The sequence below is a fragment of the Thermotoga caldifontis AZM44c09 genome (assembly GCF_000828655.1).
Lineage (GTDB): Bacteria > Thermotogota > Thermotogae > Thermotogales > DSM-5069 > Pseudothermotoga_A > Pseudothermotoga_A caldifontis.
Genome location: NZ_AP014509.1, coordinates 254,283 through 268,679, shown reverse-complemented (window position 1 = coordinate 268,679; position 14,397 = coordinate 254,283). Strand labels below are relative to the sequence as shown.

14 protein-coding genes are annotated in these 14,397 nt (G+C 52.4%); 6 read left to right on the top strand and 8 right to left on the bottom strand.

The window, feature by feature from the left end; translation table 11 throughout:
* Positions 1-1,584 carry a [Fe-Fe] hydrogenase large subunit C-terminal domain-containing protein gene (locus TSP01S_RS01335; protein WP_041075807.1) on the bottom strand — a complete coding sequence of 528 codons (1,584 nt, stop codon included), beginning with the start codon at positions 1,582-1,584 and terminating at the stop codon, positions 1-3.
* Positions 1,575-1,802 carry an NAD(P)H-dependent oxidoreductase subunit E gene (locus TSP01S_RS01330; protein WP_041075805.1) on the bottom strand — a complete coding sequence of 76 codons (228 nt, stop codon included), beginning with the start codon at positions 1,800-1,802 and terminating at the stop codon, positions 1,575-1,577. Before TSP01S_RS01330 ends, TSP01S_RS01335 begins: the two co-directional genes overlap by 10 nt.
* A gap of 191 nt (positions 1,803-1,993) precedes the next feature.
* On the opposite strand from TSP01S_RS01330, the gene TSP01S_RS01325 reads away from it, so the two are divergent.
* The 3 genes from TSP01S_RS01325 to TSP01S_RS01315 are packed head-to-tail and all read left to right on the top strand — an operon-like array spanning position 1,994 to position 4,611.
* The gene (locus tag TSP01S_RS01325; protein ID WP_041075802.1) at positions 1,994-2,896 is read left to right on the top strand and encodes a TIGR00269 family protein; all 903 of its coding nucleotides are present in this window, start codon (positions 1,994-1,996) and stop codon (positions 2,894-2,896) included.
* Positions 2,871-3,953: a rod shape-determining protein RodA gene (rodA, locus tag TSP01S_RS01320; protein WP_041075800.1), complete on the top strand. Its 1,083-nt coding sequence runs from the start codon at positions 2,871-2,873 to the stop codon at positions 3,951-3,953. Before TSP01S_RS01325 ends, rodA begins: the two co-directional genes overlap by 26 nt.
* A 13-nt stretch (positions 3,954-3,966) precedes the next feature.
* The gene (locus TSP01S_RS01315) at positions 3,967-4,611 is read left to right on the top strand and encodes a hypothetical protein (RefSeq protein ID WP_041078290.1); all 645 of its coding nucleotides are present in this window, start codon (positions 3,967-3,969) and stop codon (positions 4,609-4,611) included.
* 338 nt (positions 4,612-4,949) lie between these two features.
* On the opposite strand, the gene TSP01S_RS01310 is transcribed toward TSP01S_RS01315, so the two are convergent.
* Positions 4,950-5,582, bottom strand: coding sequence for a hypothetical protein (locus TSP01S_RS01310; RefSeq protein WP_041075798.1), 633 nt, complete (start codon positions 5,580-5,582; stop codon positions 4,950-4,952).
* Positions 5,583-6,139: 557 nt separating this feature from the next.
* Here TSP01S_RS01310 and TSP01S_RS01300 point away from each other — a divergent pair.
* The 3 genes from TSP01S_RS01300 to TSP01S_RS01290 are packed head-to-tail and all read left to right on the top strand — an operon-like array spanning position 6,140 to position 8,808.
* Positions 6,140-6,976 (top strand): sulfide/dihydroorotate dehydrogenase-like FAD/NAD-binding protein, encoded by an 837-nt coding sequence (locus TSP01S_RS01300; RefSeq protein ID WP_041075795.1) that lies wholly within the window; start codon positions 6,140-6,142, stop codon positions 6,974-6,976.
* 23 nt (positions 6,977-6,999) lie between these two features.
* Positions 7,000-8,382, top strand: coding sequence for an NADPH-dependent glutamate synthase (gene gltA, locus TSP01S_RS01295; protein ID WP_082021708.1), 1,383 nt, complete (start codon positions 7,000-7,002; stop codon positions 8,380-8,382).
* 9 nt (positions 8,383-8,391) lie between these two features.
* Positions 8,392-8,808: a molybdopterin-binding domain-containing protein gene (locus tag TSP01S_RS01290; RefSeq protein ID WP_041075792.1), complete on the top strand. Its 417-nt coding sequence runs from the start codon at positions 8,392-8,394 to the stop codon at positions 8,806-8,808.
* A 9-nt stretch (positions 8,809-8,817) separates the two neighbouring features.
* Here the strand turns inward: TSP01S_RS01290 and TSP01S_RS01285 are convergent, their stop codons facing one another.
* From TSP01S_RS01285 to TSP01S_RS01265, 5 genes are all read right to left on the bottom strand, one after another.
* The gene (locus TSP01S_RS01285) at positions 8,818-9,972 is read right to left on the bottom strand and encodes an amidohydrolase (protein ID WP_041075790.1); all 1,155 of its coding nucleotides are present in this window, start codon (positions 9,970-9,972) and stop codon (positions 8,818-8,820) included.
* A 46-nt stretch (positions 9,973-10,018) separates the two neighbouring features.
* A complete protein-coding gene (locus TSP01S_RS01280; protein ID WP_041075788.1) occupies positions 10,019-10,849 on the bottom strand; it encodes a carbohydrate ABC transporter permease in 831 nt (276 codons plus the stop codon).
* The gene (locus TSP01S_RS01275) at positions 10,846-11,718 is read right to left on the bottom strand and encodes a carbohydrate ABC transporter permease (protein WP_041075786.1); all 873 of its coding nucleotides are present in this window, start codon (positions 11,716-11,718) and stop codon (positions 10,846-10,848) included. The genes TSP01S_RS01280 and TSP01S_RS01275 overlap by 4 nt, the downstream gene beginning before the upstream one ends.
* The gene (locus TSP01S_RS01270) at positions 11,715-12,977 is read right to left on the bottom strand and encodes an ABC transporter substrate-binding protein (RefSeq protein ID WP_052463442.1); all 1,263 of its coding nucleotides are present in this window, start codon (positions 12,975-12,977) and stop codon (positions 11,715-11,717) included. Before TSP01S_RS01270 ends, TSP01S_RS01275 begins: the two co-directional genes overlap by 4 nt.
* A gap of 85 nt (positions 12,978-13,062) precedes the next feature.
* A complete protein-coding gene (locus tag TSP01S_RS01265; protein ID WP_052463441.1) occupies positions 13,063-14,394 on the bottom strand; it encodes a glycoside hydrolase family 28 protein in 1,332 nt (443 codons plus the stop codon).
* Between the last annotated feature and the right edge of the window lie 3 nt (positions 14,395-14,397).

Genomic DNA, 14,397 nt, shown 5'->3' with positions numbered 1-14,397 from the left:
TCATTCCTCCAGGGTCTTCCTCAGTTCGGTGAAACTGACCTTTATCTCTGCGACCGTTTCACCGAGCAGTCCTGCCACTTCCTGAACCACCCTCATCTGCTTGACCAACATCTCTTCCATTTTCCTGAGCGTTTCTTTCTTGATCCGCCTGAGTGTCTCTTCCTGCTCTCTTTCTTTCGTGATGTCCACAAGGAGGTACACATCCGCCTTTTCTTCCGGAAGGATGAAGAACTTAACGTAGTAAACGCGTGAATCTATCTGAACGGGCTGGCCTTTGAAGAAGGATTCTCTCAGCCTCAGGATCAAATCTTCGTGATTGCTCCTCAGAAGGTTCAGGGCGGTCTTGTTGCGGTAAATTATTCTGCCGTCTTTCACCATGATGATCGCGTTGGGTGATTCTTCAACAACCTTGTGCGTCGCAGCCTTCAGTTTGTCGACGAGGTAGGTGATGCACATCTCTTTTTCTGCTTTGCCCAGGATCACCGCGATCGCTTTCTCTCTGCAACTGTTGTATCCACACGCTCCACAGTTCAACCTCTTGTTTTCATCCGCTTTTCCCATCTCGATCAAAACTTCTTCGATCCTCGCCTCATCGATTTCGTGTTCTTCCTTCTTCGCAGCAAAAGCCCTCTCGAGGTTCAACTGAACCTGGAAGGAAGATTGCTGGAGCTGAGACATCCTCCTCGCGTGTTCAACGATGCGAGACCGTTTTTCTACGAGGCTGAGATCTTTTCTGATCGCGGGCCCATTGATGCATCCCCCGTGGCACGCCGAAGCTTCGATGAAGATTTTCCGTTCAGAAGGCGTGAAGTTCTTGAAGAGTTCGATGAGATTCTCCACACCCTCAACGACGATGTGCGCATCGAACTGCGTCTGAACCGTGTAGCTGATACCGCTCGAAACCGGATACATCCTGGCCCTGGATGGATACGGACCTTCCGGGAACTGCTCGTCGAAACGGGATGGATCTATTCTCTCTTCCTCGATGAAGGCGTCGAGCTCTTCGAAGGTCAGGACGACGTCAACGGTTCCTTCAGCCTTTTTCGCGACGCACGGACCGAGGAACAGCACAGGCAATTCACCGTGAAGTTTCTTCAGAAGCTTCGCGTGCGCGACCATCGGAGAATCCACGTTTGCAAGGTGAGGTAGCACAGAAGGATAGTGCTTCTCCGCGAGCTCGACCACCACGGGACACGCCGTGGTGATGACGGTTCCACGTTCCTGGAAGATCCTCGAATATTCCTTCGAGACGATCTCTGCACCGAGTGCGGTTTCCTGAACGATCTCTGCACCCAGAGACTTCAACACCGATACGATTCTGTAAGGCTCGTCGTAGTGGGCGAAGAAAGAAGGTGCGATCGAAGCGAGGAAAGGTTTACCGCAAAGCTTTCTGAATTCCTCGATGTTCTTCGTGTAACCCTTCGCTTTCTGGGGACAGATTGAAACGCACGTGGCACAGTGGATACACTCTTCTTCCTGCACGTTGGTCTTACCCGCACAGAACGAGATCGCCTTTACGGGACAGTTTCTCAAACACTTGTAGCAGTAAAGACAGTCCGCCTCGTTCGAAACGATCAGTGGCATGTTTTCACTCCCAGAATCTGTTCGAGCTTCTCCACCGTGACGTTCGTGTGGATCTGACCGTCTATCTCAACGCAAACCCCTTCGGAGCACTTTCCAAAACACAGCGAACCAGAAATGTCCAGGTTGAGCCCCTGCTCCTTCAGTTGAAGGAGTTTCTCGACGATCCGGTACGAACCCTTTAGATGACAAGAACTTCCCATGCACACCCTCACCCGCATCGCACCACTCCATATCGTGAAATCTTTATCGTTATTTTTTTCACGATTAATTCTAAGCCACTTCCTGCAACCGAAGGTGACTTCAGGGAAAAGTTTCGACGACAGCTATGTGAAATAATTCGCAAGTGTGCAGAGGTTTTCACAACGCACTTATTGTAAAATCTTTCTGTGCGGGAAGGAGGGATATCCGAGTGAAGTGCAGAAAATGCTCGCAGACGGCCGTCATACACTTACCCCAGCACAACACCGCTTACTGCGAAGGACACTTCAACGAGTATTTCTTAGGAAGGGTCCAGAAGGCGATAAAGACGTATTCGATGATAGAGAAGAACGAACGGGTGCTCGTCGCCGTCTCGGGTGGGAAGGACAGCGTCGCTCTGTGGCACGCACTGGTGAAGCTGAACTACAGATGCGACGCCCTGTTTCTCGATACAGGCATGGGTAGGCCGAGGCTCGAAGAGCTCCAGCAGCTGGCAGAGAGCATCAACAGCAGGTTCATCGTTTACGATGCGCACGAAGACCTGCTGGGTCTGGACATACCCAGGATCGCGAAGCTTTTGAAGAGACCGACCTGTTCGGTCTGTGGTAACGTCAGAAGGTATTTGATGAACAAGTTCGCCGTTGAGAACGGCTACGACGTGGTGGCGACGGGGCACAACCTGGACGACGAGGTTTCCTTTTTGCTCGGAAACATTCTGAACTGGCAGGAGGGCTATTTGACCAGACAATCCCCAACGCTGCCGAAAACTCATGCAAAATTCGCCAAGAAGATCAAACCCTTGGTTTTACTCACAGAGAAAGAAACTTATGCTTATGCACTTTTGAACAACCTTCCTTTCTCCGAGGAAAAATGCCCGTTCTCGAAGGGGGCAAGCTCGCTGCTTTATAAGAAAGTCCTGAACGAGATAGAGCTGGTGCAACCGGGCACCAAGCTGAGGTTCTACACCGGCTCACAGAAGTTCTTCAAAGAAGAGAAAGAGCCCGTAGAACTGCGTGAGTGTGCGGTGTGTGGCTATCCGACAACGGAGAAAGTCTGCAGCTTTTGTAGAATGAAAGAGAGGTTGAAGAATGCCCTGGGAGAACAGGCGCTTTGAACTGTTCATTCCCATCATAGTGGTTTGTTTGATGATCTTTGGCCTCCTGGCTCTGTACAGTGCGACGAGGGATAGCGGTCTGTACTTCGTCCGCAAGCAGATCGTTTGGGATATTCTTGGCATCGCTGCGATGTTTGCAATGCTTCTGGTGAGGGAACGCTATTTGAAGATCGCCGGTACGGTGCTCTACGTTGCTTCGATGTTTTCGCTCGTTCTGGTCCTCTTCTATGGTACGATCTCTGGTGGGGCGCGACGCTGGTTCGATCTGAAATTCGGTTACTTTCAACCTTCAGAGTTCGCAAGACTCGCCCTCCTGATACTCAACGCGTCGTTGCTCTCCCAGCCGAACAAGAAGAATTTGTACACCTCTTTCCTTTTGACCACGATCTGTGTCGGTCTTGTGGCGATAGAGCCAGATCTCGGAACGGCGCTCCTGATGGGTGGGATCTGGTTCTCCATGGCGCTCGTCAGTCAGGTGAAGACCAAGAGCTTGATGAGGATCGTGCTTGTGACATCCTTGATGGTGCTTTTGCTCTTCTTCTTCGGCTTGAAGGATTATCAGAGGGACAGGATCGTGTCGTTCTTCAACCCTGGAAGGTACGCTCAGGGGAGCGCGTACAACATGCTCCAGTCGATCCACACGGTTGGTTCTGGTGGAATTCTGGGAAGAGGTTTCCTCAAAGGACCCGCGACCAGACTCAAGTTCGTCCCGAAGAACCACACCGATTTCATATTCTCGGTGGTGGGGGAGGAGTTCGGTTTTCTGGGAACATCCCTCTTGATCATTCTCTACTTTCTTCTGTGCTGGAGGATAGTGAAGGCGATCAAATTCGCGAAGGACGAGTTCTGGAGAATCCTGTGTTCCGGAGTACTCGCGACCTTTTCGCTCCAGGTGTTCATAAACATGGGCATGTGCATGGGACTGGCACCGGTAACGGGCCTGCCGCTGCCGTTCGTGAGCTACGGTGGTTCAGCGACGCTGTTTTTATCGATCCACGTTGGTCTGGTCATGAAGGCTATTGCGATCGCGAAGAGCGGAACGGAGCTTCAAACTTGAGGGGGCGTGGATGATGCCTGTCACAACGGGAAGTGGAGGAAGGAGAAAGAGGGAGTTTCTCACAGACTTCTTCGTTTTCTTGTTGATCAGCATTTTCATCTGTGGCTTTGCACTCTCCATCGTGTCTTTCTTCTACTATCTGAATCAGAAGAAGCAGAGCGAAAGAACCATCGCGGATCTGCAGCGAAAGATAGATACTTTGTCGACGCGCGTTTCCAAACTCGAAGATCTGTTGAAATCGACCAGCATCGAAAAACTGATAACTTCGGCGAACTATCTTGCCAATTTCTCTACCGATTTGGAGCGGATCATAGAAGAGCTCGTGGACGATCCCACCACGGGCTACATAAGATTGTTCGTCATAGGACAGGAGAACGTCTGGGTGACCTTCAGGAAGGGCAACGAGACTTACTTCTCGAAGGAATTGAAACCCGGCCTCGCTCCGTACAAGTTCTACTACTTCAAAGAGCCGAGCGTTCAGACCCAGTACTCCATCAAGATCCCGCGGGACTGTTCCATCGTTATAGGGAAGCCTGGAATGGTTTACTTCCTCGTCTACGGTGTGGGAACCACGAGGCATCCCACGAAGGTCGTCATATGGAAGGATACCAGGGTGGACAATCTCGAGAGGGATTTTTCACTCTACATACCGAAATGACTCCGGCCGAAGGTTCGAAAAGTGTAACGAATTCCTTATCATTTCGTCCGTTGCCCTCTCGCCCCATCAAGCTTGAAGAGTTTTGACCTTTCCTTTAAAGAATAGCACGGGACATTTGCAAACCGTGTACGATCACATCCGCACGGTGAAAAAAACGTAGGCTGTCACCGAGATCGATCTCAAACACCTGGAACAGGCGATCTTGGACAGAGCCTTCCGTGGAGAACTGTGATGGACCCAAATGTCTGTGAAAGTTGCAGTTTCTTGGGAAAGATGGTCAGGGGGTTCGATCGAGGTTCGTTTCGAAAGCAAAAAAGGCGGGAACTTCAGCTCCCGCCTCACTGTGCGTCCACGATCTTTGTGTAGAGCTGGGCCATCTTGAGCGTGACTTTTGAAATCTGATGAAACGCGTTCTGGGCGTTGTTTGCGACGTTCAGGATTTCTTCTTCGAACCTGGTTTTCTCTTCTTCCGGAAGCTGGTTCGATACATTCTCGAGCTCTTTCAACATCGCCTGGAACATCCTGGCCGCATTGCCGAGAGATTCTTCGTACATGCTGAGCGACTTGAAGAACCCACCCACAAAGCCCACCCCTTTCGATACGAAGATTTCACCTTCAAGTTCGTTCGGATAGATGATCATCGTCATCTCAGGATCAAGTTTCTCGAAGAGCTCGTCAAATTCTATGAGTATCGACGGTATCACGTACATCATCTTTCCGTTCGCACACATGCCCCTGATGGCTACCACGATGGATTTATCATCTTCTGCTTCGAACTGCATCATGCCGTTGAAAGCGCAGAATTTTTTCTCAATATCGACGTGGATCGTGTGCACGGTCACCGTCGCACTCTTGGCAGATTCGATCTCAAACTTTGCAGGATCTTCAAAGTAAGTTCCCCTCGAAAGTCTCGGGCTCAACTGTTTCAGAACTTCTCTCTCCTCGGCTGTCAAGGTCCAGTACGGCTTCATGATTCACCTCCTTCCCAAACGGTTTAGAAGAATAACGATGGCGGTCGGTCGTAGCGTTACGGGGTGTGGCTCAAGTTGGTGTGTACACTTTCCTGCAAAACGGTCTTGAAAACCGCGCAGGATGAGCGGGAGTGATAAAACTCATCAAAGGTCGTATAATTACGTTTGGAGAGAATCTGTGAGGCGTGAAGATGCTTTTGCCGACGAACACCGTGCGGTTGGGAAAGATCCGTGAACGTTGTGGCACGTGCATCGAGGATTGCCACGGTACTTTGAAAGTGAATCTGCGAAACTTTTCCACGGACGCGAGCATGGTCAAAAGCACGCAAGATTCGTTAAGAGCGGATATTCAAAAAGCGGTGAACGGCTCGGCGGGACCATCTGGTGAGCACCACACGGACATAAAAACAGACAGAGGGCCTGCTGGCGCAGACCCTCTGTCCTTTTTGGTTCCATCCAAGGGGGGATAGGGGGGCTATCCAAAGGAACATATTAATCCAAACTCGTTACAGGGTGATGAAACGAATTGTACGGAAAATTTAATGGAGGGATGAAACGTGAACGTGATCCGAAGGAAGCGTCGTCTGGCGCCCGGCGTGTACGACTTTCTGATCGAAAATAAACATATAGTTAAATACGCACAGCCTGGACAGTTCGTCGTGATCAGACTGCACGAGAAGGCCGAGCGCATCCCCATAACCATCGCAGGGAAAGAAGAAGATTGCTTCCGCGCCGTGGTCAGGGCCGTGGGCAAGAGCACCTACGAGCTCTGCCTTGCCGAAGAGGGAAGTTCGATCATGGATGTGGCAGGTCCGTTGGGAAGGCCCAGTGAGATAGATTTCTACGGGAACGTCATGCTCGTCGGTGGCGGGGTAGGTATCGCCACGCTGCTGCCCATCGCCGAAGCGCTCAAGGCTAAGGGTAACAAGCTCTACGTTGTGCTCGGTGGGAGGAGCAAAGAGTACGTGATCATGCTCGAAGAGTTTTCGAAGCTCGCTGATGAGTTGATAATCACGACGGACGATGGTTCTTTCGGCATCAAGGGTGTCGTCACGGACGGCATGCAGCTTCTGTTCGAAAGAGAGAAGATAGACATCGTCTGGGCCGTGGGTCCAACGATCATGATGAAGTTCTGCAGCATGAAGGCGAAGGAACACGGTGTGAAGATCTGGGTGTCTCTGAACCCCATCATGGTGGATGGAACTGGGATGTGTGGTGCGTGCAGGGTGAGCGTGGACGGAAAGATCAGATTCGCCTGCGTGGATGGGCCGGAGTTCGAGGGAGATCGAGTCGATTGGGATGAGCTTTTGAAGAGGTTAGCTCAGTACAGAAAGGAAGAGGAAGAGAGCCTGAAGCTCTTCATTCAAGAAGTGGGTGATCTGTCGTGGCTGTGAAACCATCGCCGAAGAAAACCCCCATGAGAGAACAGGACCCGAAGGAAAGGATCAGGAATTTCTTCGAGGTGCCTTACGGTTATAGCGAGGAGGAAGCGGTCGCGGAAGCGAACAGGTGCCTCCAGTGTCCCGCAAAACCGTGCGTGAGTGGCTGTCCCGTCGAAATAGACATTCCCGCGTTCATAAGGAAGGTCAGAGAGAGGAACTTCGAAGAGGCGGCGAAGATCCTGAAGCAGTACAACAACCTGCCCGCGATATGTGGAAGGGTGTGCCCGCAGGAGACTCAGTGCGAGGCCAAGTGTGTGGTTGGCAAGATCCCAAATTCAGAACCTGTGGCCATAGGCAGGCTTGAAAGGTTCGTGGCGGACTGGGAAGCCGAACATGCAGTTCAAACTAAGATCGAAATCGCACCCGCCAAGCACAAAAAGGTGGCCGTCGTGGGCTCGGGCCCGGCGGGTTTGACGGTCGCGGCCGATCTTGCCAGAAGGGGCTACGAGGTGCACATCTTCGAAACTCTGCACAAAGCTGGTGGGGTTCTGGTTTACGGAATACCCGAGTTCAGGCTTCCAAAGTCCATCGTCGAGAGGGAAGTGAATTACGTCAAATCCCTTTCAGTTCAGATCTTTCTGAACATGCCTGTCGGCCGAGCGATACCGGTGAAGGATCTGCTCGCAGAATACGACGCCATCTTCATAGGTGTTGGGGCTGGAACACCCAAGTTCATGGGCATCGAGGGCACGAACCTCAACGGCGTCTATTCGGCCAACGAGTTCTTGACGCGTGTCAATCTCATGAAGGCTTATCTGTTCCCGGAGTACGACACGCCTGTGCGCAGGGGTAAAAAGGTCATCGTCGTGGGTGGAGGCAACGTCGCGATGGACGCGGCGAGGAGCGCACTCAGGCTCGGTGCCGAGAGCGTGACCGTGGTGTATCGAAGAACGGAGGAGGAGATGCCCGCCCGTCGAGAAGAATACATCCACGCCGTGGAGGAAGGTATAAAATTTTACTGGCTCACGCAACCCATCAGATACGTCGGAAACGAGAAGGGAGAACTCGTGGGAGTCGAGTGCATCTCGATGATGCTCGGTGAGCCGGACGAGTCCGGTCGGCGCCGCCCGATCCCCATAGAGGACAGTAGATTCATCCTCGAAGCCGATACCGTCATAGAGGCCATCGGTACCGAGGCCAACAGGTTCTTACTCAGTCAGTTCGACGGTCTCAAATTGAACAAGTACGGCTACATCATCGCCGACGAGAACACCGGTGCGACAAGTCTGAGGAAGGTCTTCGCCGGAGGGGACATCGTCACTGGTGCGGCAACTGTCATCGAAGCCATGGGTGCCGGAAAGAAATCGGCCGAGTGGATCGACAAGTTCCTTTCTGGCGAATACGATCCTTGGAAATGAGGGAGCAGTATGATTGTATGCATCTTCGTGGACACTTCTGAACAGTTCGAAGAGAAGATCAAAGCATGGTTTTCGGAAAGATCGATCCAGGCACAGTACGTCAAGAGCGATGCGAACGTGGACAGATTGACAGAGTTGCTCTTCGAATTTGCTCGAAACGACACAAAGCTCGTGCTCGTTCTTGGAGGAGTCGACGTCGAAAACAAGGCATTTTCCAGCATAGCGGTGAAGAGGATCATCGACGGAAGGATCTACGCACTCGAAACGTACATCTGTGAGTACATCGCCGAGAACAGTCCAGAGTGCATGCTCACCTCACCGACGGTGGGCATCAGGAACAGAACGCTCATAGTCTCGTTGCCAGATCACGAAGTGAGTTTGAAGGTACTGGACGTGATAATGAAGGCGTTGAAAAGAGGCGGCTGAGCCGCCTCTTCATTTGCTGTACACAAGCTGACCGTCGATGTACACCCTTTCCACGATCGATTTCATGTCGAATGGGTGGCCGGACCAGACCACCAAGTCTGCGTCCTTACCGACCTCTATCGAGCCGATCCTCTCTTCCAATCCCAGTATCTTTGCGGGGTTGATCGTGAGCATCTTCAAAAGCTCTTCTTCTTTCATGCCGTAGCGCATCGCGGCCGCTGCCTGCACCGAAGCGAATTCCAGTGGTATCACGGGATGGTCGCACATGAGCGCCACCAAAACCTTCTTTTCGGTGAGAATTTTCAAAGCTTCCATCGTCATGTGCCTGAGCTCGAGCTTCGTGGCGAAGGTCATGAGTGGACCGGCAACCACGGGGATCTTCTTGTTCGCCAGCAGGTCTGCCACCTTGTAACCCTCGGTGCAGTGTTCCAGGACGATCCTCAGGTTGAACTCCTCCGCCAGTCTGATCGCGGTGACGATGTCGTCCATGCGGTGAGCGTGGATCCTCGCGGGAAGCTCGCGTTTAAGGAGCTTTTCCCCAACCTCGTACTTCGGATCTCTCTCCAAAAACTCTTTTCCTTCCTTCAGTGCCTGTTCTTTCTTCTTCATGTAATCTTGGGATTTGAGAAGGAAAGTTCTTATCACGGCCGCCGTTCCCATTCTCGTCGTCGGCATCATTTTCTTTTCAGAATAGACCCTCTTCGGATTCTCCCCGAGCGCCATCTTCACCCCCGCGGGATTGACGAGGCACATGTCCATGACCGTCTTTCCTTTGAACTTCGCGATGAACCCCATACCTCCCACGGGATTTCCACTGCCCATGACGACGAAGGCTGTCGTGACGCCTCCTGCGAGCGCCTTTTTGATGGATTCGTCCTCCGGGTAGAACGCATCGATCGCCTGCAGGTGCGGCGTAACAGGGTCGGTCGTTTCGTTGCCTTCACTCTCCGTTGATCCCAGACCTTCAGGGTACAGTCCGATGTGTGCGTGTGCGTCGATGAAACCGGGAAGCAGGAATTTGCCTTCAAGATCGATCACTTCGACGGATCGCGTCGGCTTGATCTGACCAACTTTGCTGATCTTTCCATCCTCCACGAGCACGTCGCCCACGAAGGGTTTAGAGGTGATGGGAAAAACCGTCGCGTTCTTGAACAGCAGTTTCATCCGTCCACCCCCGATTGTTCGCTTCACTCACTTTATGATAACACGTTCACGCCTTGATCGCACCCTGGGTTAGACCTTCGACGATGTACTTCTGTGCCAGCATGAACACCACGATCGTCGGTAAAAGCGCCACGACGATGCCTGCGGCCATCACGTTCCATTGAATGCCCGCTTTGGAAACGAACGAATACAGCGCGACGGGTACGGTCATCTTTCTGTCCGTGTGCAGAAACAGCACCGCGGTGAAGACCTCGTTCCAGCTGTTGACGAAGCAGAAGCTGAATATCGATCCAACGCCTGGCAAAAGCAGTGGAACCACGATCTTGAAGAGCACCTGCAGCCTGTTGCAGCCATCTATCATCGCGGCTTCCTCGATCGTTCTCGGAAGGTTCTTCAAGAACGCTCGCGCCATGATCGTGCCGAACGCGGATCCAAAGCCTGTGTAGATGATGATCACCGAGGTGAGCGTGTTGGTGAGTTTGAGCTTCGAAAACATCGTGAACTGGGGTATCATGATCAGATAGGTCGGCAGCATCTGCACGAAGAAGAGAAGGAGGATCAAGAACGTCCTCAATCTGAATTGCTCGCGCGTGAGAATGTAACCCGCCACGAGGGAAAAGAGCGTCGATAGTCCTGCGGAAGTTGTCGCGACGATGAACGAGTTCTTGAAGTACACGTTGAACCTGGCGAAGCTGAAGAGGTATCTGTACGCTTCGAACGTCGGCTTAGAAGGCAGATACTTCACCGGAAAGGTGTAGACTTCCGTGGCCGGTTTTATCGACGTGAGGAATATCCAGACCAGTGGAAAGATGGCCACGATGAGGAATATGGAAAGACCGACGATCCTGAGGACGACCTGCAGCCTTCTCTCCTTCACAGCTCGAACTCACCCCGCTCGAGGAGCACCAGATAAATGATCGCGAAGACCATCAGGATGGCAGTCATGATCATGCCGAGCGCCGATGCCAAGCCGAAGTTGTTCCTGTAATAAACGATGTTTATCATGTGCACAGAAAGGATGTTGGTCGCTCCCGCCGGACCACCGCGCGTCATGCCGTAGATGATGTCTGGAAAGTTCATCACCCAGATGATCCTCAGCAGGATCGTACTGTAGATCGTGGGGCGAATGTACGGCAGAGTGACGTAAAAGAGCTTTCTGAACACACCTGCGCCGTCGATCTGCGCCGCTTCGTAGAGTTCGCTCGGGATCGACTGGATCGCCGCAAGGAGCATGATGGCGAAGAAAGGTATCCCGTACCAGACGTTCACCAGGATCACCGAAAACATCGCGAACCTTTCGTCAGAGAGAAAGCCTATCGGCACTTTTATCAAACCGAGCCTCATGAGGATGTCGTTCACGATGCCGAACTGACCGTTCAAGAGCCACGACCAGAGCAGACCTATGGCGAAACCCGAGAGCGCCCACGGATAGAACACCAACCCCATGTACAGTCCCCTACCGGGGAAGGGTTTCGCTAAGAGCAGTGCCAGGATCAGACCGAACAGGAACTGAAACGCCACGGAACAGGCGATCCAGACGAACGTGTTCCAGAGCAAACGTGGAAAACCAGGATCGGTGATGATCGCTCTGTAATTGCTCCAGCCGACGAACCTCGGATTGTTCAAATTGAACACCGTGAGCCGCTGAAATGAAATTACCCCCCCGCGGACGAGGGGGTAAAGGTTCACGAAGAAGATGAGGGCGAAGGTCGGAACCAGCATCAAAACCCAGAGCCTTTTTCTCACTTCTTTCCGAGCCCTGCCTTCTTCCAGAAGTCAGCCCAGATCTTCAGGGCTTCTTCCGGTTTCATCTTGCCCAAAAGCACCTGCTGCATGGTGGTTTCGTGCAGTTCGTTCCACTCGCTCCAGGCTTCGTTGTCCAGCGGATACTTCGTGAACTGATAGTGCGCTTCGTCTTCGAACATCGCCGTCCAGCCGTAGAAGGTCTCGCTCTTGAAGTAAGGATCGATCTCGTAGACTCTCATGTCCACGGGCAGAGCACCGTAATCTTTGCACCAGTAGGCGTTGATCTCAGGTGAGTTGAAGAACTCTAAGAACCTCCACGCCAGGTCCTTATGTTTCGAATAGCTCGTTATGCCCCAGCCCGCGAAACCTATCGTCGGGTAGGCCTTTCCACCCCTTCCGATCGGTAGCGGTGCGGTCTTGTAAGTTCCTTCCTTCATGATCTCGTTGAGCAGGCCGACCGTGTCTGGATCCTGGAACAGGTAAGGCGTGACACCGGAAGCGAACGCGTTCACCTGTTCATCGAAACCCCAGTTGATGGAATCTTTCGGTGCGGTCTTGAACAGCTCGATGTAGAACTTCAAGCCTTCGAGCGCCCTGGGATCTTCAAAGATGAGTTTGCCATCCTTCTTGAGGTACATGCAGTTGGGATCTATGTCGTCGAAGAACGAGGTCATCACGATGTCGATGAACGCTGTGGGATAGCCTTTGCCTCTGAAGTCAAATCCAAACTGACCGATCTCTGGTTTTGTGAGCTGTCGGCAGTGTTCGAGCAGTTCATCCATCGTCCTGGCGGGTGGCGTGATACCGTACTTCGAGATCACGTCGGGTCTGTAGAAGAGCGTCTTCACGTAGATCGCGTTCGGTAAGAGGTACGCAGTCCCTTTGTATGTCCTCGCGGCTTCCAGAACGCCGGGAACGAGGTACTTCGTCAGCTCGGACTTTGCGAGGTAAGGTTCCAGCGAAAGCAACTTTCCCATGCTCGCGAGCGCACTCAAAGACCAGTCTCCAACCTCAACTATGTCGAGCGGTTCTTCCGCGCTCACCATGAGATAGATCTTCTGATAGGCCGTTTCGTAAGGTGGGGAAATGAGCTCGATCTTCACGCCCGGATTCTGGGCCTCGAATTTCGAAATGATGTCTTCAAGCACTTTGGTTCTGAGCGGGCTGGTGAACACCTGAATCATTCGGAGCGTAACCTGCTCGGAGAGCCCAACCACGCAGAACAAAAGAGCGAGCAAAACAATGGCCAGCTTCTTCACACTTTCACCTCCCGAAAGTTATTTTACACAGGTGCTTGCCAGTTCGACGCACAGGGAGAAGATCGTGGAAGGTGGGAATGATCCTTCAACGTGCCTCCATTCTTCCATCTAAAGTGGCGTCTGAGAAAATGTATTTTCCGATCCTGCTGTTTCTGATCTTCACTTCGCAATGTTCAACCTGAACGGCGAATTCCACGTCTTCCAGTACGCAGTCTTCCAGATGAATATCGGTTATTTTCGAATTCTCCAGACCTTTGATCCTGACTCCGTATTTTCCACGGATTCCCTTGAGGTTTTTCACGAAGATGTTTCTCACCAGCGGTGGATGATCGCCAGTTTCGTTGTCGTAATCTGTGTGGATCACGATGAACTCTTCGGACACGTTCACAGCGACGTTGTTAACGAAGTAAACGTCCTCGACGAAACCGCCCCTCCTCGGGTTCGACTTTATCCTCAAAACTCTCTCGAGGTTCACGAAGAGGTTGTTCGCCGCGACGAGCTTTCTCGCCCCACCCGACATCTCGCTCCCTATCACGAAACCTCCGTGGCTTTTCTCTCCGAACACCGTGTTGTTCCTCGCCAGGACGTACTCGCACGGCACGTTGATGCGCCTTCCATCCTCGTTCCTTCCGGACTTTATGACGATCGAGTCGTCACCCGTGTCGAAGAAGCAGTTCTCTATGAGCACGTACCTGCACGACTCGGGGTCTATTCCGTCGTTGTTCGGGCCTCTGCTGGAGATCTTCACGTTCCTCACGATCACGTTCTCGCACAGCACGGGGTGGATGCACCACATGGGAGAATTGATCAGCTCGAAGCCTTCAAGTAGCACGTTTTTGCACCGATAGAACTGAACGAAGCTGGGTCTGAGGAAATGACCCTCACCGAAGATCCTCTCTTCCACAGCCATGTTGTTTTTCACCATCTGTGTCAGTTTCGCCACGTCTGGTCCCTGGTGGGGCATTCCCGCCTTCCAACCGAATTCCTCTTTACCTTTCCAGATCCACCAGTTCGTCTCGTTCGCCTGCCCGTCGAGAACGCCACGACCCGTGATCGCTACGTTCTTCTTACCGTGCGCGTAGATCAGGGGCGAGTAGTTGTACAACTCCATGCCTTCGAACCTGGTCAGGACCACGGGAAGGTACCTCTTCGGATCGATGTGGAACTTGAGCGTGGCGTGTTCGAGGTGAAGTTCGATGTTGCTTTCGAGGTGTATGGGACCTGTCAGATAGGTACCTTCTGGAACGAGGATCCTTCCGCCTCCAGCGCTCGCGGCTGTCTCTATCGCTCTCTTGAAAGCATCGGTGCAGTCGCCTTTTCCGTCGGCGACCGCACCGAAATCGAGGATATTGAACTCTCTGTCTGGTATCTCAGGTTTGGCAATGTTGTCCAGAATCTCTCTGATCAATTCTTCCATTCT